The 19773-nt window shown below is 68.1% G+C and carries 21 protein-coding genes; 14 read left to right on the forward strand and 7 right to left on the reverse strand.

Translation table 11 applies throughout. The features are described from left to right. Positions 1–139: 139 nt before the first annotated feature. Positions 140–625 (forward strand): hypothetical protein, encoded by a 486-nt coding sequence (locus ACESK5_RS02575; protein WP_372909979.1) that lies wholly within the window; start codon positions 140–142, stop codon positions 623–625. Positions 626–874: 249 nt separating this feature from the next. Here ACESK5_RS02575 and ACESK5_RS02580 read toward each other — a convergent pair whose 3' ends face one another. Both ACESK5_RS02580 and speB read right to left on the reverse strand, forming a co-directional pair. Next, positions 875–3034: a PAS domain S-box protein gene (locus tag ACESK5_RS02580; protein WP_372909980.1), complete on the reverse strand. Its 2160-nt coding sequence runs from the start codon at positions 3032–3034 to the stop codon at positions 875–877. A gap of 88 nt (positions 3035–3122) precedes the next feature. After that, a complete protein-coding gene (gene speB, locus ACESK5_RS02585; protein ID WP_372909981.1) occupies positions 3123–4136 on the reverse strand; it encodes an agmatinase in 1014 nt (337 codons plus the stop codon). 324 nt (positions 4137–4460) lie between these two features. Between speB and ACESK5_RS02590 the strand changes: the two genes are divergently transcribed. Then, positions 4461–5456: an NrpR regulatory domain-containing protein gene (locus ACESK5_RS02590; RefSeq protein WP_372909982.1), complete on the forward strand. Its 996-nt coding sequence runs from the start codon at positions 4461–4463 to the stop codon at positions 5454–5456. Between the two features lie 15 nt (positions 5457–5471). Here ACESK5_RS02590 and ACESK5_RS02595 read toward each other — a convergent pair whose 3' ends face one another. Both ACESK5_RS02595 and ACESK5_RS02600 read right to left on the reverse strand, forming a co-directional pair. Next, positions 5472–5702 carry a hypothetical protein gene (locus ACESK5_RS02595; RefSeq protein WP_372909983.1) on the reverse strand — a complete coding sequence of 77 codons (231 nt, stop codon included), beginning with the start codon at positions 5700–5702 and terminating at the stop codon, positions 5472–5474. After that, positions 5699–7216, reverse strand: coding sequence for a sodium:solute symporter (locus tag ACESK5_RS02600; RefSeq protein WP_372909984.1), 1518 nt, complete (start codon positions 7214–7216; stop codon positions 5699–5701). The genes ACESK5_RS02595 and ACESK5_RS02600 overlap by 4 nt, the downstream gene beginning before the upstream one ends. A 155-nt stretch (positions 7217–7371) precedes the next feature. On the opposite strand from ACESK5_RS02600, the gene ACESK5_RS02605 reads away from it, so the two are divergent. Next, positions 7372–8013 carry a cyclase family protein gene (locus ACESK5_RS02605; RefSeq protein WP_372909985.1) on the forward strand — a complete coding sequence of 214 codons (642 nt, stop codon included), beginning with the start codon at positions 7372–7374 and terminating at the stop codon, positions 8011–8013. 59 nt (positions 8014–8072) lie between these two features. On the opposite strand, the gene ACESK5_RS02610 is transcribed toward ACESK5_RS02605, so the two are convergent. Continuing rightward, positions 8073–8555 carry a DUF456 domain-containing protein gene (locus ACESK5_RS02610; protein ID WP_372909986.1) on the reverse strand — a complete coding sequence of 161 codons (483 nt, stop codon included), beginning with the start codon at positions 8553–8555 and terminating at the stop codon, positions 8073–8075. Positions 8556–8650: 95 nt separating this feature from the next. Between ACESK5_RS02610 and ACESK5_RS02615 the strand changes: the two genes are divergently transcribed. The 6 genes from ACESK5_RS02615 to ACESK5_RS02640 all read left to right on the forward strand — a co-directional run bounded on the left by ACESK5_RS02615 (position 8651) and on the right by ACESK5_RS02640 (position 14844). Beyond that, positions 8651–8995, forward strand: a complete 345-nt coding sequence (locus ACESK5_RS02615) for a ferredoxin family protein (RefSeq protein WP_372909987.1) — start codon at positions 8651–8653, stop codon at positions 8993–8995. Positions 8996–9299: 304 nt separating this feature from the next. Further along, complete coding sequence (locus ACESK5_RS02620; RefSeq protein ID WP_372909988.1) at positions 9300–10187, forward strand: electron transfer flavoprotein subunit beta/FixA family protein; 888 nt, start codon at positions 9300–9302, stop codon at positions 10185–10187. Between the two features lie 2 nt (positions 10188–10189). Then, entirely contained in the window at positions 10190–11908 is a 1719-nt protein-coding gene (locus ACESK5_RS02625) for an electron transfer flavoprotein subunit alpha/FixB family protein (RefSeq protein ID WP_372909989.1), read from the forward strand. Then, positions 11901–13604, forward strand: coding sequence for an FAD-dependent monooxygenase (locus ACESK5_RS02630; RefSeq protein WP_372909990.1), 1704 nt, complete (start codon positions 11901–11903; stop codon positions 13602–13604). Before ACESK5_RS02625 ends, ACESK5_RS02630 begins: the two co-directional genes overlap by 8 nt. After that, entirely contained in the window at positions 13601–14008 is a 408-nt protein-coding gene (locus ACESK5_RS02635) for a hypothetical protein (protein WP_372909991.1), read from the forward strand. The genes ACESK5_RS02630 and ACESK5_RS02635 overlap by 4 nt, the downstream gene beginning before the upstream one ends. 92 nt (positions 14009–14100) lie before the next feature. After that, positions 14101–14844 (forward strand): N-acetyltransferase family protein, encoded by a 744-nt coding sequence (locus ACESK5_RS02640; RefSeq protein ID WP_372909992.1) that lies wholly within the window; start codon positions 14101–14103, stop codon positions 14842–14844. A gap of 1 nt (position 14845) precedes the next feature. Here ACESK5_RS02640 and ACESK5_RS02645 read toward each other — a convergent pair whose 3' ends face one another. Continuing rightward, positions 14846–15010, reverse strand: a complete 165-nt coding sequence (locus ACESK5_RS02645; protein ID WP_372909993.1) for a hypothetical protein — start codon at positions 15008–15010, stop codon at positions 14846–14848. Positions 15011–15186: 176 nt separating this feature from the next. On the opposite strand from ACESK5_RS02645, the gene ACESK5_RS02650 reads away from it, so the two are divergent. Then, positions 15187–15537: a hypothetical protein gene (locus ACESK5_RS02650; RefSeq protein ID WP_372909994.1), complete on the forward strand. Its 351-nt coding sequence runs from the start codon at positions 15187–15189 to the stop codon at positions 15535–15537. A 7-nt stretch (positions 15538–15544) separates the two neighbouring features. Here ACESK5_RS02650 and tmcA read toward each other — a convergent pair whose 3' ends face one another. Continuing rightward, positions 15545–17881 carry a tRNA(Met) cytidine acetyltransferase TmcA gene (tmcA, locus tag ACESK5_RS02655; protein ID WP_372909995.1) on the reverse strand — a complete coding sequence of 779 codons (2337 nt, stop codon included), beginning with the start codon at positions 17879–17881 and terminating at the stop codon, positions 15545–15547. A gap of 324 nt (positions 17882–18205) precedes the next feature. Between tmcA and rpl7ae the strand changes: the two genes are divergently transcribed. From rpl7ae to ndk, 4 genes are read left to right on the forward strand one after another with little or no spacing between them, the layout of a single operon-like run. Continuing rightward, positions 18206–18568, forward strand: a complete 363-nt coding sequence (gene rpl7ae / locus ACESK5_RS02660) for a 50S ribosomal protein L7Ae (protein ID WP_372909996.1) — start codon at positions 18206–18208, stop codon at positions 18566–18568. 6 nt (positions 18569–18574) lie between these two features. Beyond that, positions 18575–18799, forward strand: a complete 225-nt coding sequence (locus tag ACESK5_RS02665; RefSeq protein ID WP_103426021.1) for a 30S ribosomal protein S28e — start codon at positions 18575–18577, stop codon at positions 18797–18799. Next, positions 18799–19188, forward strand: coding sequence for a 50S ribosomal protein L24e (locus ACESK5_RS02670; RefSeq protein WP_372909997.1), 390 nt, complete (start codon positions 18799–18801; stop codon positions 19186–19188). Before ACESK5_RS02665 ends, ACESK5_RS02670 begins: the two co-directional genes overlap by 1 nt. Then, the gene (gene ndk / locus ACESK5_RS02675; RefSeq protein ID WP_372909998.1) at positions 19185–19664 is read left to right on the forward strand and encodes a nucleoside-diphosphate kinase; all 480 of its coding nucleotides are present in this window, start codon (positions 19185–19187) and stop codon (positions 19662–19664) included. Before ACESK5_RS02670 ends, ndk begins: the two co-directional genes overlap by 4 nt. Positions 19665–19773 lie beyond the last annotated feature (109 nt).

The following is a 19773-nucleotide window of genomic DNA, read 5'->3' on the forward strand; positions in this document are numbered from 1 at the left end:
AGCGTCCGAGGAAGAGGGGAGATGACAGCCACCACACCACCGTTCCTGACGAGGATCCGTACCGCATCGACCGAGACGAGTCCACGACACGCACGGCACCGGCCGGTGCCGAGACACACCGCTCGTCGAGGAGTCGCCGATGAGTGACATCGAGGGAATCTTCGTCTCGTTGCAGACGGGGGCACAGTGGTTCGGGACGGACGACCACATCTACCTGGGTGTCGTGGGAACGGTCGGCGGCCGCGAGTTCGCGCTCGCCGTCGACGACTTCGACGACTTCGAACCGGGGGACAGAGCGACGTACTCTATCGGTCCCGCAGCGGAGATTTTCGGTGGACGAGAGCCCGACACCGCCGCCGAGCAACTGGAATCGATGACTATCTGTCTGCCGAACGTTACACACGTCTACCTGCGCAAGCAGGGCGACCGGAGCCACGCGGGCGACGACGCCTGGGAACTCCAGGACTGTTTCGTGTATCTTCTCGGCGGGGGCACGAGAGCGTTCACGTCGACAGGGAGTGCGATACTGGGCAACGAGTACGGCCACAAAGTGTGGCTGGCGGAGGGAATCGACGGGTACGTCGACGCGCGGATTCCGGCCGAGGGCGAAGCCGAGTGTGAGTAGGAGCACCCGACTGCACCGCTCGACGGTCCGTGAAGAGCTACGCCCGGACTCGCGGCGTCAGCGACCCGCGCTCGTCTCGGTTCGTGCCGTTCGTCGCCGTCGTCCCCTGCGCTCTCGTCGTCGGCCACCCCAGAGAGACAACCGCTCTCCGCACCCGACCGCAGACCGACCGGAGAGGGGCACGTCGGCGGGAGCGGGGGAAGCGAAAGGGGGACGAACCGCCGACGCGACGGCGGGTTATCCACGTGCTCACCCCGTCTCGTGGACGCCGCGAACCTCGAACCGCGCACCGCCCGACTCGCTCTCGGTCACGCGCACCGTCCAGCCGTGGCCGTCTGCGACCTCCTGGACGATGGCGAGGCCGAACCCGGTCCCCTCCCGCGCGGTGGAGTAGCCCGCCTCGAACACCCGCTGGCGCTCCGTCGAGGGGACGCCGGGCCCGTCGTCGGCGACGTAGAACCCGTCGGGGAGGTCACCGACAGTCACCCTCGTGCCGCCGTGTGCGACTGCGTTCGTGAGGAGGTTCTCCAGCAGTTGCTGGAGTCGGACCCGGTCGGCCCGGAGGGTCTGTTCAGTCTCGACGGCGAGAGTCGCCTCGTCCGTCGTGGCAGCGTCCCAGCACTCCGAGGCGAGGGCGGCGAGGTCGACGGTGGTGACGTCGCGGACGCGGGCGCCGTCTCGCGCGAGCGTCAGGAGGTCCTCGACGAGGGTCTGACTCCGCTGGACGGCGCGTGCGGCGGGCAGGAGATGCTCACTGTCACACTCTTCCATCGCGAGTTCGAGTCGGCCGTCGGCGACGCTCAGGGGGTTCCGCAGGTCGTGCGAGACGACGCTGACGAACGAGTCGAGCCGTTCGTTCTTCCGTTCGAGTTCCCGTTCGCGCTCTCTGAACGCCGTTATCTCGTGGGCGACACCGATGACGCCCGCGACGTCCCCGTCGATTCGGAGCGGCGTGAGCCGGTACTTGAGAATCTCCGTGCCCTGGTCGCGTAACTCGACCGCGATTTCTCCGTCGACCGCATCGCGCTCCCCGTCGAGGAGTTCCTGGTACCGGTCCCCGTCACCTTCGGTACGGACGTGCGGGACGAGGTTACTCCGGGTGCCTTCGAGCGCCGCCGGGGTCGTCCCGTAGAAGTCCGCGAGGAACTCGTTGACGACGACGAACCGCCCCTCCTCGTCGTAGATACAGGCCGACTCCTGCATCGTGTTCACCATGCTCTCGTAGCGCTTCAGTTCGCGCTCGCGCTCCGTCCGTTCGGTGATGTCGACGGCGACGCCGAACACCGCGACGGGGTCGTCCGGGTCCGAGCGGTCGCCCGTGTCGTATATCGGGACCTTCGTCGAGAGGAACATCCGCTCCTCGCCGTCGACAGTGATCCGCTCCTCGGTCTCGAGCCCTTCGCCCTCCTCCAAGACGACGTGGTCGTTCCGGACCACCTCGTCGGCCATCTCCCGCGGGAACAGGTCGTGGTCGGTGTACCCGACGATTTCCTCGTCCTCGAAGCCGAACAGGTCGCGGTGTCCCTGGTTGACGAACAGATACCGTCCCTCGGCGTCCTTCATGAACATCGGGGTCGTCGTGTTCTCGAGGATGGCCTCGAGTCGCCGTCGCGTCGACTCCAGTTCGCGCTCGCGTTCCGTCCGTTCGGTGACGTCCTGGAACTGCGAGAAGACGGCGACGACCGACCCGTCCTCGTCGGTCACCACGCGGTTGTGCCACTCGCAGACGATGCGGGTCCCGTCCTTGCGGACGTTCTCGTCGACGCTGTGGAACCCGCCGCTGGCCTCGCTGAGTGCGTCGGTGACTTCGTCGACGTTCTGGTAGCTCTCGTCGGTCACGAGCACCTCCCAGGTCTCCCCGCGGAGTTCCGCCTCGGTGTAGCCGAGTATCTCCTCGCCGGCCTCGTTCAGGCGCACGACCTCGAAGTCCTCGTTGTACTCTAAGACGCCGAGCGGCGACTGTTCGATGAACAGCGAGAGTCGCTTCTCGCTCTCTTCGAGCGCGACGCGACTCCGGTACTGGTCGACCACGTTGCGGACGCGGTTCGCGAGGAGGGTGTACTGACTGGTGCCCGACTCCTTCTGGAGGTAGTCGTTCACGCCGGCCGAGATGGCCTCGCTCGCGACCTCTTCGCTCCCTTTCCCGGTGAACAGGACGAACGGGAGGTCCGGGTGCTCCTCGCGCACCGATTCGAGGAACTCGATGCCGTTCGTCACGGGCATATCGTAATCGGAGATGACACAGTCGAACGCTCCCTCCGACAGTCGGTCGAGACCCTCGCTCGTACTCGCGGCCGTCTCGACGTCGAACCGGTCGTCCTCCCGCTCGAGGAAGGCCGCCGCCGTCGCGGCGAAGTCGGGTTCGTCGTCGACGTGGAGCACACGGACCGTGTCGTGGTCCGGTGACATACGAAGGGTCAGTGGGGCACCGATTATAGTTCTACGCGTTGGTCAGAGTCGGAGTCGGGGGTCCCCCGTCGCCGAGCAAACGGCACACTCACTCCGCGAACTGTCGTTCGAGGAACGTCACGAGGAGGTACGCGGCCAGTCGCTGGGTCCCCTCGGTGGGGTCGTACGTCGGCGCGACCTCCATGAGGTCGACCGCACCGACCTCCTCGCGTGCACCGACCGTCTCCATGACCGTCAGCGCCTCGTCGGCGGAGAGACCGCCGGGTTCCGGCGTCCCCGTCCCGGGGGCGACGCTCGGGTCGACGGCGTCGATGTCGAAGGTGACGTACACCGCGTCGGCGCCCTCGGCGACGGTGTCGACTGCCTCTTCGACCACCGAGGCGATGCCACGTTCGGCCACTGCCCCGGCCGTGTACAGCGAGAGGCCGGTCTCCTCGGCGAATTCGAAGAACGCCGGGGACTCGTACCCTCGGATACCGACCTGCGCGACGTGTTCGTAGTCACAGAACACGCTGTCTGCGACGTGGTGCGTGCTCGACCCGTGGAAGTGCTCGCCGAAGACGGGGCTCTCGGCCGCGGTGTCGGTGTGTGCGTCGATCTGAACGACGCCGACCCGGTCGGCGTCGATACCCTCGGCGAACCCCCTCACCGACGGATAGGTACAGTAGTGGTCGCCGCCGAGGAGGACCGGCGTGGTCCCCTGTGCGGCGACAGTCGCGACGTGGGCGGCGACGCTCTCTGCCGTGGTCTCGTGGTCCATCGGGAAGACGGGAACGTCACCGCAGTCGACGAGGTCGAGCGCGTCGAAGTCGACCTGCTGGCCGGTCCGCATGTTCGTCAGCCCACCCTTGTAGCCGGAGAGGTACGCCCACCACGCGCTCGCCTCCCGAATGGCCCCCGGACCGTACCGCGCGCCGGGGCGGTTCGAGACGGCGCCGTCGTATGGAACGCCCAGCACTGCCGCGTCCGCCCCGCCGACGTCGCTCGGCGAGCGGACCTCCGACTTCAGGAACGTCCGGATGCCGGCGTGCGGGAGTTCGACCGAGGCACCCGTGGTTCGCTCGCGGAACGCCTCGGCGCGCGTTTCAGTTCGTCCGTCCATCAGGTCTCACCGTTCATTGTGGAACGTCCTTTCCGCCTCTTCGGGAGTCCGTCGGAACGGTTAATAAAAATTTGGTTCGCACCCGTCACCTGCCGAGTCACCGGGTACGGCGAACTGCGCGCCTGTAGAACGGGTGAACGAGCGCCAGAGAGGAACTGCTCGTCGGTCCTCTGGCGGAGACTCCCTCGCGTTCGTGGGCGGAAACGGTGGCAGTGATATTCCGCACTCGTCTCGTGCGCCGTCGCCTCCGACAGCACCGCGTCTGGACGCGTCGCGGGGCGAACAGCACGCCTATGTGTCCCACCCGAGACGGTGTGACCAACGATGCCCGCCGACCTCGACCGCCGAACGTACGACCTGTTGCGGCTCATCCGGGCGAACGAACCCATCGGGAGCATCCGGCTCGTCGGCCTGTTGCAGCAGCGCGGCTACGACATCAAGGGGCGGACGGTCAGGCTGATGCTCTCGGACCTCGACGAGGCCGGTTTCACGCAGAAGGTCCCCGGCAAGGGCCGACGGCTCACCGAGGAGGGGGACGCGGAACTCGACCGGGGCGACGTGGGAGGGCGTCTGCGACAGGTCCGCGAGCGCATCGCGACCCTCACGAGTCAGGTCACGTACGACCCGACCGAGGACGCGGGCGAACTCCTCCCGTGCACCGCCGAAATCGCTCGTGACGACGCCTCCGAGGCGTTCGACGCGCTGGAGGCGCTCGGCGCGTCGTCGCTCGGCCCGGCGATGGTCGCCGCGAGCGCCACCGACGGTTCGGTGCGGCTGAAACTCCCGTCGAGTATCACGCTCGACGGGGTCCTCCTGTCCCGCGGCATCGACGCCACTCTCACGGCGGCCGGACTCATCGAGTACCGTCCCGGCGACGACACGGTCGTCAGGTACATCGACACGCTGAGCGGCGAGGGGTCGACGATCGACGTGGTGAGCCTCCTCATCGAGGCCGGCCGCACCGACGTCGACGCCGCCCTCGCGGGCGACACGGGGATACTCATCGTCGACAACCGCGAGTTCCCGCTGACCCGGTTCGCCGAGAGCGAGGACCTCGCGGGGGCGACGGCGGCGAACCTGGGGGGCGTTCTCGACATCCGTCGTCCCCGCGAATCCGGGCCGTTCCCGCGTGGCGAACCGAGCTGGGACTTCGCGTCGCTCACCTACGGCGGGGTGGGTGAACTGGCGCTGGCGCTGCTCTCGGAGCGGTCGCTCGTCGACTCGTGGGAGACGCTCGGCGAACCCGTCGCCCGCACCGCGTTCGAACCCGCGTCGGTCGTCCGGGCCGCGCTCGCCGAAGAGGGTGTCGAGGCGGAGTGACGGCCGGGAGGGGCGTCAGGCCCCGACGACGATGAGCAGGACGATGACGAGGAAGAAGCCACCCCACATCAGCAGCGAGTTGCGCGTGAACTCCTTCGACTCCAGCGGCTTGACGTCGCTGGCGGCCCCCTTCTCCTCGTCCGAGAACCCCTGGGTGACGAACCAGTAGACGACCACGCCCGCGAAGGCGAACTCGGCCACCCAGAACAGGGCGATGAGCGCCGTGAAGAGCGTCTCGCCCATCATCGGCGGTCACCTCCCTTCTCGCCCGTGGAGCCACCGTCGGCGAGCATCTCCGACCCCTCCTGGGCGATGTCCTCGAACGCGAAGTCGTCGGGAGCAAGGAGGCTCACCACGAACGTCAGCGACGTCGAGGCGAGGTGACCGACGGCCATAATCTCCCAGAGTTTGAGCGCGATGCCGCCCGAGAGGAGGCCGAACGTCGACGCCAGCAGGAAGCCCGTGACGACCTGGCTGACGAGCACGCCGGTGACGAACCCGGCCGAGGAGGCCTTCCGCCAGAACAGCGAGAGGGCGAACGGCCCGACGAGCGCGGACGCCCCGATGCCGCCGACGAGCAGGAGCTGGATGAAGCCGACGTTGTCGATGGCGAAGACGGTGCCGGCGAAGATGACGAGCGCGAACCCGATGCTGGCGACGCGGGCGACCCGCAGTTGCGCCGCGTCGCTCGCGTCGGTGCTCACGTGGCGGTAGTAGATGTCCCGGGAGGTGAGCGAGGCGATGGCCGTCAGGTACGAGTCCGTCGACGACCCCAGCACCATCAGCGTCACGAGCAGGAAGACGACGGTGGCCCACTCCGGCAGGAGCGACAGCGTCTCCACCGAGAGGTTGCCGGGCGAGACGTCGGTGAAGACGGCGAGGCCGACGAAGCCGATGACGGCGTACATCGCGATGGTAGTGAAGACGCCGATGCCGCCGATGGTGAGGAAGCGGGAGGTCTTGTCGCGGCGGACAGCGAAGATGCGCTGCCACGTCGCCAGGGAGACGACGCCCCAGACGCCGAGGCCGAGCGCGTACGGGAGGAAGAAGTCCTCGATGGGCGCGAAGTTCGCCATCGAGAGGTACGCCGACGCGTCGCCGCCGAGGTTCTGGACCATGTTGGTGTAGACGGCGCCGGGACCGCCGGCCTTGAACAGGAGGATGGGGACGAACACGAGCGTGAGGACGACGGCGGAGACGAACTGGATGAAGTCCGTCGTCATCGACCCCCACAGCCCCCCGAGGAGGATGTAGACGCCGATGACGCCCATCAGCGCGGCCATCACGACGTTCGTGTCGATGCCGGTGAGGCCGCCGATGACCGCGCCACCGACGTACAGCTGGATGACGCCGCCGAGCACCATCGTGTAGAGGATGACGAACACGACGGCGAGGTGTGCACGCTTGTCGAACCGCTCGATGAAGTACTCGCTGTACGTCAACCCCTGCGGGAACAGTTTGCGCATCCGGAGCGCGAAGGGGATGACGATAAACGACGAGAGCACGGCGGGCCCGGCGTACATCCAGATGCCCGCGACGCCGACGAAGCCGACGTACTCGGGGACGCCGAGAATGTCGCCGGCCCACATCCACGTGACGGCGAACGAGGCGGTGGTGAGACCGACCTGTGCCCGTCCCCCCGCGGTGATGAACTCGCGGGTGTCGGTCACCCCCTGCCGCCGGTAGATGTAGTACGTCAGCCCGATCATGAGCGCGCCCCAGAGCGCGAGGAGCGCGAAGCCGCCGGTCTGACTAACCATCCGCTCTCTCCCTCCCCGAGCTCACGACGTAGTCGGCGCGACGAACGGTGGTAACGTTTTGCCACATGTTATCCACAGTCTGCGATGCGACAAATAAGCGTTGTGGTGTCTGTTCACACGGTAAGAGGTAACTCTCGACGGTGAAAGTCGGACGTATGGCCACGTACGACCTGTCGCACCCGCTACAGACGGGCATGCAGACGTACCCCGGCGACCCCGACGTCTCGCTGGCCCCGCACGCCGACTTCGACGCCGACGGCTACCGGGTGACAGCCCTCTCGCTGGGGAGTCACACCGGCACCCACGTCGACGCGCCGAGCCACACCGAACCGGACGGCAAGACGCTGGGCGACTTCCCCCTCGACACGTTCCGGTTCGACGCACAGGTGGTCGACGTCCGGCACGGTGCCAGAGCGTCCATCGACGTCCGGGACCTCCCCACGGCGACGGACGCCGACCTGCTCGTCTTCCACACTGGCTGGGACGACCACTGGGGGACCGACCGCTACCGCGACCACCCGTATCTCACCGCGGCGGCCGCCGAGTGGTGTGTCGAACACGACTACCACGTCGCGACAGACGCGCTCAACGTCGACCCGACGCCGAGTCCGAACGCGTCCGAGGAGGAGCCGTCGGGGTTCGGCGCACACCACGCGCTCCTCGGTGCGGGGAGGCTCGTCTACGAGAACCTGACCGGCCTCGAGCGCCTCCCGTCGCGGGTCGAACTGCACGCCTACCCGCTCGCGCTCGACGCGGACGGTGCCCCCGTCCGCGCCGTGGCGGTCACCCCCGAGTGACCACCCGTTCGGCGGTGTCGGGGTGGCATGTCGATGCCATCGTCCCTACGCCGGCGCCGTCAGAAGAAGACGACGACCACCAGCGCGGCCAGGAGTGAGAGCGTGAGCAGGACCTGGACGACGGCCGAGCCGAGCACCCCGGCCGTCGCGTACAGGGCTGCGCGGGTGCTCGCCTCCGACTCGCCGGTCCGGTAGAGTTCGACGGCGAACGCCGCGCCGGCGACGCCGACGACGAACCCGACGGGACCGGTGACGAGACCGAGCACCAGTCCGGCGACCAGTGCGACTGCGGCGGTGAGCGGCGACGCGCCCCCGGCCCGGACGGCGAGTGCACTCCCGGCGACGTCGACGAGGACCGCGGCGAGCGCGACGAGGGCGAAGCCGGCGAGGACGACGAGCGAGGGGTCGGTGTACCCGGTCGACCACCAGTAGAGGAGGACGCCGGCGAGCGAGAGCGTCGCCCCGGGAACCGCCGGGAGGAGACTCCCGACGACGCCGAGGGTAGCGAGCGCGAGTGCGACCCACGCGAGCGTAGAGACCATCCGTCCGTCCCGTAGATGCGGACGGACAAAACGCTGGCCCGAGAGACACAGCCCGTGCAAGAGTTAAGTGCCCTCACAGTCACGTATGTGTAGCTATGGCAATCGACGCGAACTTCGAGACGAACCGGGACCGCGTGGAGGTCGACGACGACGCCTTCGCCGACGACGTCGCCATCTGGGGACCGTACGACCCACCCGAGAAGCAGGGCATCCACGGCACGCACGTCGCCGTCGACTTCGACATCTGCCTCGCCGACGGCGCCTGTCTGGAGGACTGTCCGGTCGACGTGTTCACGTGGGTCGACACGCCGGGCCACCCCGAGTCCGAAATCAAAGCAGAGCCGACCCACGAGGACCAGTGCATCGACTGCATGCTCTGTGTCGACGTCTGTCCGGTCGACGCCATCGACGTCGACCCCGGACGCGCCGGCCGAATCTGACCTGACCTGACTGCTCCCGGCTCGAGCCGTTCCGGCGGCCGGCCCCAGCCACCGCCTCACCGACCCCGCCACGCCGACACGAACTCGCGACGTGTCGTTCTCTCTCTGTCGTTCTCTCTCTGTCGTTCTCTCTCTGTCTGTCTCTCCTCGCCCGTCGTCTGTGCCTCGCTCCCGTCGTCTGTGCCTCGCTCCCGTCGTCTGTGCCTCGCTCTCGTCGCTTGCGTCTCGCTCCGCTGACGTTCGTGTCAACTGACTATTAAGCCAAAAGATTATTACGAAAACGAGATGAGATGATTGCGGAACAATGGGAGAACTTGACACGGTCGTGTTGACGAAAGGTGTACCCGACTTCCGAGAGGGGCAGGTATCGTTCGACGAGGACGGGCACCTCGAGCGCGGGAAGACACCGACTGTGATGAACCCGAACGACAAGCACGCACTCAGAGCGGCCCTGCAGACCCGGGTTCGACACGGCGGGACCGTCTCCGTGATGTCGATGGGTCCGCCCGGCTATCGGGACGTCCTCCGGGAGGCGATGGAGACGGTGTACGCCGACGACCTGACGCTGGTGTCGGATCGGGAGATGGCCGCCGCCGACACGTGGGCGACGGCCATCACGCTCGCGACGGCGATTCGGAAGCGGGGCGTGCCCGACCTGGTGTTCGCCGGCTTCAAGACGGCCGACGGCGAGACGGGCCACACCGGGCCGCAGACGTGCTGGTGTCTCGATATGCCCATCATCACCCACGTCGTCGCGCTCGACGTCGACGCCGACGAGGGGACCGTCCGCGCGAAGCGCCTCGTCGAGGGCGACATCGAGGAAGTCGAGACCGTCGAGACGTCTCTCCCCGCGTTCATCGTCACTGATCCGGACTTCGAACCGGAGTACCGGACCGCGCGGGACCGCCTCGAACTGAAGTCGCTCCAGGCGGAGACCCGCGAACGCGCCGCGGCACTCGACGACGACGACGTGACCGTCTGGGACCACGCCGCCCTGAACCTCGACCCCGACTACATCGGCCTCGACGGGTCGCCGACCATCGTCTCCTCCGTCGACCCCATCCCGAAGGCGCCCGCCGAGCGCGAGGCGACGATGGTCGACCCACAGGACACGGAGGCGATGCAGCAGGTCGTCGAGGAACTGACGCCCTTCGCGTCGACTCCCGGAGCGGCCGAGGCGGGGGGTGACTGAATATGGATGTCGACCCCACCGAGTACGACATCGCCGAACTCGGCCCGAAGATCAAGGACGTCGACGACCGAGACGAACTGGAGGAGATGCTCGCCGCCGAGGAGGCGGGCGAGGACCGCGTCCCGGTCAAGACGCTCATCCAGTCGCGCATCGACAAACTCTCCGAGGACGACGACGCCGGCGACGGCGACATCGACCTGGAGGAGATGGGCCTGGCGGACCTCGCCAACGCCATCAAGTCGATGGACGACGTCGACCGCCTCCGCACGCTCCTCGAAGAGGAGCGGGAGGGACAGAACCGCGACACCATCGTCAGACAGTTCGAGAACCGCCTCGAGTCGCTCGAGGGCGGCGACGGCGACGAAGAGGTCGAAGACCGGGAGAGTCCCGAGGAGCGGCACCCGGACCTCGACCACCCGACCGAGGACAAACAGTACGTCCACGCGCTGGAGGACGGCGAGTACCGCGACATGTGGGTCTACTGTGAGACGCAGGCCGGGGAACTCATCGACGTCTCGCGGGAGATGCTCGGGAAGGCCCGCGACCTGATGGACACCTACAACGACGACTACGACGAGTCCGAGCGGGTCGTCGCGGTGCTCATCGGCGACGACGTCGAGAAACACACCGAGGAGTGCGTCGCGCTCGGCGCCGACGTCGTCGTCTACCAAGAGGACCCACAGCTCTCGCGGTTCCAGCACAAGCCGTACACGCAGATATTCTGTGACATGGCCCGCGCGGCCGACCACCCGTTCGGCCGGGAGAAGGAGCCAGAGGAGTGGCGTGACTACGACGAACCGCGGTACGTGCTGTTCCCGGCGACGAACAACGGCCGGGACCTCTCCGCACAGGTCCAGGCCGAACTCGACTCGGGGCTGGCGTCGGACTGCTCGGGCCTGTACATCGAGGACACGGTCATCTCCAACCCGGTGAAGACCGGCGAACCCGGGACGAAGAAGACGTTCGAACGGGTCCTCCACATGAAGCGCCCGGACTTCTCGGGCTTCGAGTACTCGACCATTCTCTGTCTGGACAACCCCCACCGCGAGTTCCACCCACAGGGTGGTTCGGTCATCCCGGGGAGCTTCGACGTCCCCGACCCGGACCCCGACAGAGAGGGCGAGGTCGTGCGCCACGAACTCCCCCTCGACGACGACTGGTTCCGCGTCTCGGTGACCGACTTCGAACAGCTCGACTCGGGCGTCGACCTCACGGGGAACGACGTGGTCGTCTGCGTCGGCCGAGGGATCAGCGCCGACCCCACGAAGGGGGTCGAACTCGCGCTCGACCTCGCCGACGCGTTCGAGGAGGCCGACGTCGGCGTCACCCGCGGCATCGTCACCGGGTCGTTCCAGTTCGACGGCCACGTCGAGCAGTATACCCAGGAGGAGCGACAGATCGGTGAGACCGGGCAGGTCATCCAGCCACAACTGTACATCGCCGCCGGCGTCTCCGGGGCGGTCCAGCACAAGGTCGGCTGTGACGAGTCGGAGACCATCGTCGCCATCAACACCGACACCGACGCCCGCATCAAGGACTGGTCGGACTACTTCGTCGAGGGTGACCTCTTCGAGGTGCTCCCGCGACTCACCGAGGCGGTGAAGTCCGGCAGACTCGACGTCGAGGCCGTGGCGGACGGCGGTGCGAGGACGGACGGTGGCGGAGGGACGGACGACACGCGAGCGGACGCGGCAGAGAACGAAGGTGAACACTATGAGTAGTGCGAACACTGATACGACCGAAGTCGACCCGGGCGCGGAGTACGAACACTACGAGGCTGTCGTCGTCGGGGCGGGTCCCGGTGGGGCGGCCGCCGCGGCGACGCTCGCCTCCTACGGCGTCGAGACGCTCGTCCTCGAACGCGGCGTCGACGCCGGGTCGAAGAACGTCTCCGGGGGACTCATCTACGCGGAGGAGAGCGCGCCGTACACCATCGACCGCATCTTCGACGGCTTCCGCGCGGAGGCGGCCGAGCGACCCATCACGAAGTACTACATCCACAACGTCGCCGGGACGAAGGTCGAGTCGTTCGACCTCACCGACCTCCACGAGTCGGACACCGAGTGGTCCGACTCGGTGCTGCGACGGCGGATGGACTCGTGGCTCGCCGAGCGGGTCCACGAACGCACCAGCGAGGCCGGCGGCGGTCTCCTGACCGAAGTCCACGTGAACGGACTCCTGACCGAAGACGGCGAAATCGTCGGGGTGACGTGTGACGAACTCGACCCCATCCGCGCCGACCTCGTCGTCGCCGCCGACGGCGTCAACTCCGAACTCGCCCGACAGGCCGGCCTGATGGACTGGGAGCGACCCGAGGAGTGGTTCCAGGGGGTGAAGGCCGTCGTGGACATGCCGGCCGACGAGGTGAACGACCGGTTCGACATCAGCGACGACGAGGGCGTGGCCCACCTCTTCTCGGGTGACCTCTTCGACGAGGCCCGGGGAGGCGGGTTCCTCTACACCAACGAGGAGTCGCTCTCGCTGGGCACGGTGTTCCACCTCGACAGCATCGTCGAGGGGGAACTCGAGTCGCACCAGTTGCTCGACGCCCTGCTCACCCACCCGCTCCTCGCGCAGTGGCTCGGCGACGAGTACCGCGAGCGGGAGTACTCCGCGAAGCTGGTCCCCGACTCGAAGAAGGTGGCGCTGCGCGAACCGTACCGGGACAACCTGGTGCTGGTGGGCGACGCGGCGGGACAGATGCAGGCGCAGGGGCCCATCATCAAGGGGATGAACCACGCCGTCACCGCGGGTGCGCTCGCCGCGGAGGCGTTCGCGGAGTCGCGGTCGAGAGGCGCCCCCGAGCAGGCGGGGCGGCTCTACGCGAAGAAGCTCCGCGACGAGGGCGTGATGAAGAAGCTCCGGCCGAAGCAGTACGACCTCCTCGGCAGTCTCGGCGAGCGCGAACCGATGGCCGGACTCGTCGACGACGTGGTCGACTCGCCGCTCGGGCGGTTCGGCGTCCGCCTGCTCGGGTCTCGCATCGAGACGCTGTACAACTCGCCGTTCCTCACGTCGATGATTCCCGACACGCGGACGCCGTACGTCACCCTTCCGACGGTCATCGCCGAGGAACTGGGGACGCCCGTCCGCGACGAGAGCCACGTCGAACCGCCCTCCCTGGAGGAGCGCATCGGCAACCTCTCGTACAACACCGACATCGGCAACCCCCACATCGTCGTCGAGGACAACTCCATCGAGGCGTCGGGGGCGGCTGTCTACTCGTGTCCGGTCTCGGCGCGTGACTTCGGCGGTGGCTGCTACCGCGAGGAGACCATCCAGAAGAACGGCCACGAGGAGCGGGTGGTGTCACTCGACACCCAGCCCTGCGTCGAGTGCGGCACCTGTGCTGTCGTCGCCGACACGACGTGGGTCCACCCCCGTGGCGGGAAGGGCGTGGAGTTCAAGCAGGGATGAACGACGTCGACCCCGGAGAGCGGGACGGCGAACGGGAACGCCACTCGGGCTACTACCCCCGTATCGCCGACCTCGCCGAGGCGGCCCGGCACGAGCGCGAGACGTTCGACCCGCCCGCGGACACCGACGAGGAGCGGGCGGTCGAGTACGCTCGCGACGGCTTCGGCGACGTCGTCGCGCTGTACATCGAGGCGCGGACGGCCGCGTGGGACGTCGAGTTCTCCGAGCGCGAACTCCGCCTGCTCCACCGGGCGACGAACGACTACCTCTCGCTGTACGCCCGGTGTCACGGCGTGGCGTTCGACACCGACGTCACGGTCCGCGAGGCCGCCGAGGTGCTGTTGAAGACGCACAACATCGTCGACACCGCACAGCTGGTGACGAAGGTTCCCCCGCGCGACTGACAGCCCGTCGCCGGCGGCCGTCCGCTGGTTCGGCGGACACCCTCTCAACCTCACGAACAACTGTTAAGTATCGGGGTGTGGTACGGGGACGCATGGACATCACCGACAAGCTCAGCTTCTCGCACAAGGACCGCAAGGACCTGTACGACTACGTCGAGAGCCACGGGACGGTCCGGAAGGACGAGGCACGGCGCTACCTCAACATGGAGCCCGGTGCGTTCGGTGTCCACACCACCATCCTCCGCCGGGAGGGGTACATCCGTGAAGTCGGTGACAGGCTCCAGATCGCCTACCAGGAGGAGGCGCCGCGAGAGTACGAGTCCGACGGTTTCGAGTTCGTCATCAGGACGGCCCACGAGGACGACCAGAAGAAGCTCACCGAGACGATTCGCGACGTCGCGAAGGAGGGAGACTACTTCGAAGCCGAGACGGTCGCGGACGTCCTCGACCACGAGGAGGTACTTATCCGCCACAACGAAGTCCGTTCCCGGCTGTTCTTCGTCGCCTGCGTCGGTGACGACGACGAGGTCGCGGGCTGGGTCCACCTCGACCTCCCCGAGACGGAGTTCCTCTCACACACAGCCGTCCTCACCGTCGGGTGCCGGAGCGCGTACCGCGGTCACGGCATCGGTTCGGCACTCCTCGAACGCGGCGTCGAGTGGGCGCGCGACCACGGCTTCGAGAAGCTGTACAACTCCATCCCGGCGACGAACCAGCGCGCCCTCGACTTCCTCGAGGGGCACGGCTGGCAGACCGAGGCGGTCCGGAGCGACCACTACAAGATCGACGGCGAGTACGTCGACGAGGTCATGATGGCAGTCGACCTCGACGAGTAGGTCACCGCCAGTTCTCCTCGGACCCCTCGAGGGGTTCGGCGACGACTCCGTCCTGCTGGACGATGACCCGCGCGTGAGCCGTACAGACGTCTCGGTCCTCCTCCCAGGGGACGTACACCCGAACCGCCGCCTCGTTCTCACACCCCGCCTCGTGACAGGTCGCCATGCGTGAGCCGAGACGCCCGACGGACAAGAGTGTGCGGTCCTCGTGGGAGGACACTCGAGACAGCCTCGAGCGGGGCGAGCGACGGACTCCGCTCCCCCCGGCACAGCCCCCACGTGAACGCCTCGAAATGATATCTGTTCGACGTTTATTTGCCGCCCGCGCCCGGTGTTGGCGGTATGGACGACTCACAGGTCACGGTCGACGTAGCGGTCGAAGTCGAAGTGGACACCGACGAACTCGAGGTCGAAGTCGGCGACGCAGAAGAGTTCGAGGCCGAACTCACCGTCGACGGCGTCGACATCGAGGTAGAAGCCGAAGTCGAGGTGGAGGCAGACGAGAACGGAGACGGGGCCGCGGGCGACGACCACGCGGCCCACGAGTTGACTGCGACGGCGGACGAGACGGAGACGAGCGACAGCGACGACGCGGGCCACGAGGGCGACGACGCGAGCCACAGCGAGCACGCCCACACGGACGACACGGCGGCCGGAGAGGGCGACGACGAGACCCACGACGACGAGGAGTGAGCGTCGGCTACTCGTATCGCCGTCGGTGCGCCGCCGCCGCGTCTGTGCCGGCCCACTCGACGAGCACCTGGTAGGCTCGCCCGAGCGCCTTCATACACTGTCCCGTCGAGACGAAGCCGAGTTCGTCGGCGACGGCGTCCCACGGCCGGGCCTGGAGCACCTTCCGGACGAGCAGTCGCTCCGCAGTCGCGTCCAGCGGCCGTTCCTCGACGGTGAGCGCGCGGAGCGCCAGCCGTCGGAACGGGTGGGGGTTCACGCTGTAGAGACCGGGGCCGAACGAGGCGTCGACGACGACGCGCCACTCACGCTCGGTGAGCGAGCACCGGTACGCGTCGTCGACCGCTCGGAGCGCCGCGCGGACGACGTCGGCGTCGAGGTCACGGAGCGGGTCCGACAGCGTCCCCGCCAGTCGGCCGAGGAACCAGGCGGTGTGTCGCGTCTGCAACTCGCGTCCCCGCCGCGAGAGTGCGTCGAGCATCACCACCGAGTGCTCGCCGCTCGTCTCGTTGCGCGACGTCGAGAGGTAGAGCGTGCGGAACCCGTTCTCGCGCCAGAACGAGACCAGCGAGGGCGTCGCGCCGTAGCCGACGCCGACCCAGTCGACGGGGGTGCGTCGTCCCGCCCCGTCGGACGCATCGGACGAGCCGAGCCGGCCCGCGAGCGGGTCCCCGGCGAGGAGTTCGTCCCGCACCTCGCCCAGGAGCGCAGACCCGAGTCCACGCGACCGGACCGCGTGGTGTGTCGCGATGCGCATCACCCGGTAGCCGACGGGGACGGCGGCGTCCTCGTCGCGGACCTGCGAGGTGAGGACGTCGGGGAGCATGTTCCCGCGGACCCGTTCGCCGTCGTACATACGCGCCCGCAACCCGGCGTCGAGCCCGCCCTCCCGGGCGAGAAGTGCGACCGAGACGACGCGTCCGGCGTGGGTGAGCGCCCGGAGGGTGAGGTTCGGCGCGTCGAGCAGGCGGGCGAGGTCGTTCGGTTCGGTCCGGTAGTGCGCCAGCACGAGGAGGCCGAACACCTCCCGGAGGCGGTGTTCGTCGGCGAGGAGGGCGTCGGGCGTCAGCGTCTCGTACTCGACCGTCTCGGAGGTCGCGTCTTCCACCAGCTGGTCCACCGGGGGTCGCGCGTCGAGGAGGAGCGCGCGGAACGCGAGCGACTCCACGGGGTCGCCGCGGGCGTACCGGATTGGGTCGTCGAGGCGGACGTCCGTCACCGCGTGGTCGCTCGCGTCGAGTCGGTCGCGGAAGCGGACAGTGAAGCCCCGACCCGCGCCCTCGTAGCCGTGAACCGTCGTGAAGAACGCGACCCGGTCCACGTCGAGAAACGAGGTCAGGAGGTGGACCGGGAGCGCCGCGGCTTCGTCGACCAGGAGGACGTCGGCCGGGTCGGTCTCGGCGACGTCGGCCGGCCGACAGAACCGGATTCGCCCCCCGTCGGCGACTGCGAGGACGTGGTCCCCGGCGTCGTGGCTCGCGTCCACCCGGAGCGTCTCGAGGAGTTCGCGCGCCCGGTCGAATCCCTCCTCCGCGTTGCGGTACCGCGGTGCCGTCACGAGGACGTCGTCCCCCTCGCGCGCGAGGCACGCCGCCGCGAGGCCGGCCGCGCTGGACTTCCCCCGCCCGCGGTCGGCTTCGACGACGACGGCCTCGCGGCTCCCCGTCGCACGGAGGCGTTCGAGCGCGGCGAGCGCCCGCGACTGGTCGTGGGTTCGGCACGCCTCGTACGCCGCCCGGGGGAACGCAGCAGTGTCGGGCGTCGTCGGCCCGGCACGCTCGCCCGCGAAGACGCTCTCGTCGGTCCCGCCGGAGCGTCGGACGGTCCCCTCGCCGTCGGCGCGGACGTCGACGACGGCCACGCCCGGATGCGTCCGCAACAGGTCGACGAACCGTTGGCGGAACCGCCCGGTCACCGCCGTCGACGAGAACGGGGGGACCGCGAGCCCCGCGTCGAACTCGGTCGTCGCGTCGGGCCACTCGTCGAGGGGTGGGGTCAGGAGTATCAGGAGGCCACCGCCGTCGACGACGCCGGAGAGCGTGCCGAAGAGGTTCGGCGAGAACCCTTCGTGGGTGTCACAGACGACCACCGTCCGCGTGGTCCCGAGGAGTGAGTCCGCCCGCGCGGGCGAGACGCGGTCGAACCGGACCTCCTCGCGGGTGGAGACGAACGTGACGGCGTCCTCGTCGACGCCCGCTCCCTCGACTGCGTCGAACGCGGCGTCCCACCCGGCGTCCCGGTCGCCGCTCAGCACGAGGAGACGGCGCTGGTCCGTCGCCCCTGCTCGGGCCGCGAGGTCACCGGCCAGTGTCCGGACGGCCGGGTTCGTGCGGGGTGACTCGGACATCGGCGGCCGTTGGACGACTGTGCGTAAGGCGGTTCGGGTTCGCCCTGGTGTGTGCGGCCGTCCGGTCGCGGACGTCGTCCACACCGCGTCGTCCTCGGCATCCGCCCCGCGTCCGTCCCGCGACCGCGAGCGGACCGTGCGTGTGTCCGTATCGCATGGCGTGGCGGGTTTGAAAGCGTTTTTATGGAGTGGTGCGCTACGACTGCGTACACCCCTGTCCGTGGTCGATGACTACTCCTCGCCGTCAGGGATCTCCGCCGGAGCAGCGGACACCGGAAGACCGGTTCGGCGAGGCAGTCGAGCCCCGGGAGGGAGGAGGATACAATGCCAGTTTACGTCGATTACGATGTACCCGCAGACCTCGCCGAAAGCGCCGTCGAGGCGCTCGAGGTCGCACGAGACACAGGAACAGTGAAGAAAGGAACGAACGAGACCACGAAGGCGGTCGAGCGCGGCAACGCCGCACTCGTCCTCATCGCCGAAGACGTCTCTCCCGAAGAGATCGTGATGCATCTCCCCGAACTCGCCGAGGAGAAGGGCATTCCGTACATCTTCGTGGAGACGCAGGACGACATCGGCCACGCCGCCGGCCTCGAAGTCGGCAGCGCCGCCGCGGCTATCGTCGACGCCGGCGAGGCCGAGGACAGCGTCGAGGACATCGCCTCGAAGGTCGAGGAACTCCGATAACCGACAATGAGCGCAGAAGAGAGCGCCAGCGACTCCACCTCGGCGGAGGTCATCGAGATCGTCGGCAAGACCGGCATGCACGGCGAGGCCATGCAGGTCAAGTGTCGCATCCGCGAGGGCTCGAATCAGGGTCGCATAATCACGCGGAACGTGCTGGGCCCCGTCCGTGAGGGCGACATTCTCCAACTCAGAGAGACCCAGCGCGACGCCGACTCCATCGGAGGACAGTAATGGTCGAGAAACGCACCTGCGACTACACGGGCGACGACATCGAACCCGGGACGGGGACGATGTTCGTCAAGACCGACGGGACCGTGCTCCACTTCAAGGACTCGAAGGCGGAGAAGAACTACCTGCTCGGCCGCGAGTCCCGTGACCTCGAGTGGACGACCACCGGGCGCCAGCAGGCCGAGCGTGCCCAGGCCTCTCGTGACGCCGCGCAGGCGGCGGCCGACGAGGAGGCCGCAGCAGCCGAAGCCGAGGAGACCGACGAGTCCGACGACGAGGCCGACGAGGCCGACGCGGACGCCGCTGACGCCGACGACGCCGACGAGGCCGACGCGGACGACGCGGACGCCGCTGACGCCGACACGGACGACGAGGAGGACGACGAAGAATGAGTCACCACGACGAGCGCACGTTCGTGATGGTAAAGCCCGACGGGGTCCAGCGAGGCCTCATCGGAGACATCGTCTCGCGCTTCGAGGAGCGCGGGCTGAAGCTAGTCGGTGCGAAGTTCATGCGCATCGACGAGGAACTCGCCCACGAGCACTACGGTGAGCACGAGGGCAAGCCCTTCTTCGAGGGACTCGTCGAGTTCATCACCTCGGGCCCCGTCTTCGCGATGGTCTGGGAGGGCGCCGACGCCACCCGCCAGGTCCGCAAGATGATGGGCGAGACCGACCCCGCCGAGTCGCCGCCGGGCACCATCCGCGGCGACTACGGTCTGGACCTCGGCCACAACGTCATCCACGGCTCCGACCACGAGGACGAGGGCGCCAACGAGCGCGAAATCGATCTCTTCTTCGACGACGACGAACTCGTCGACTGGGACCTCGACTCCGCGTCGTGGGTCTACGAGGACGAGTCGCACTGAACCGCGTCGGCGTCGACCACCCCGACGTTCGTTTTGTCGCGCCTATCGTGCAGTGCAGACAGTGCATCCCGGGAGGGTAGAGGAACGGTTCCGACCCGTCCCCGACGAT

Source organism: Salinigranum sp. (assembly GCF_041641895.1).
Taxonomy (GTDB): Archaea; Halobacteriota; Halobacteria; order Halobacteriales; family Haloferacaceae; genus Salinigranum.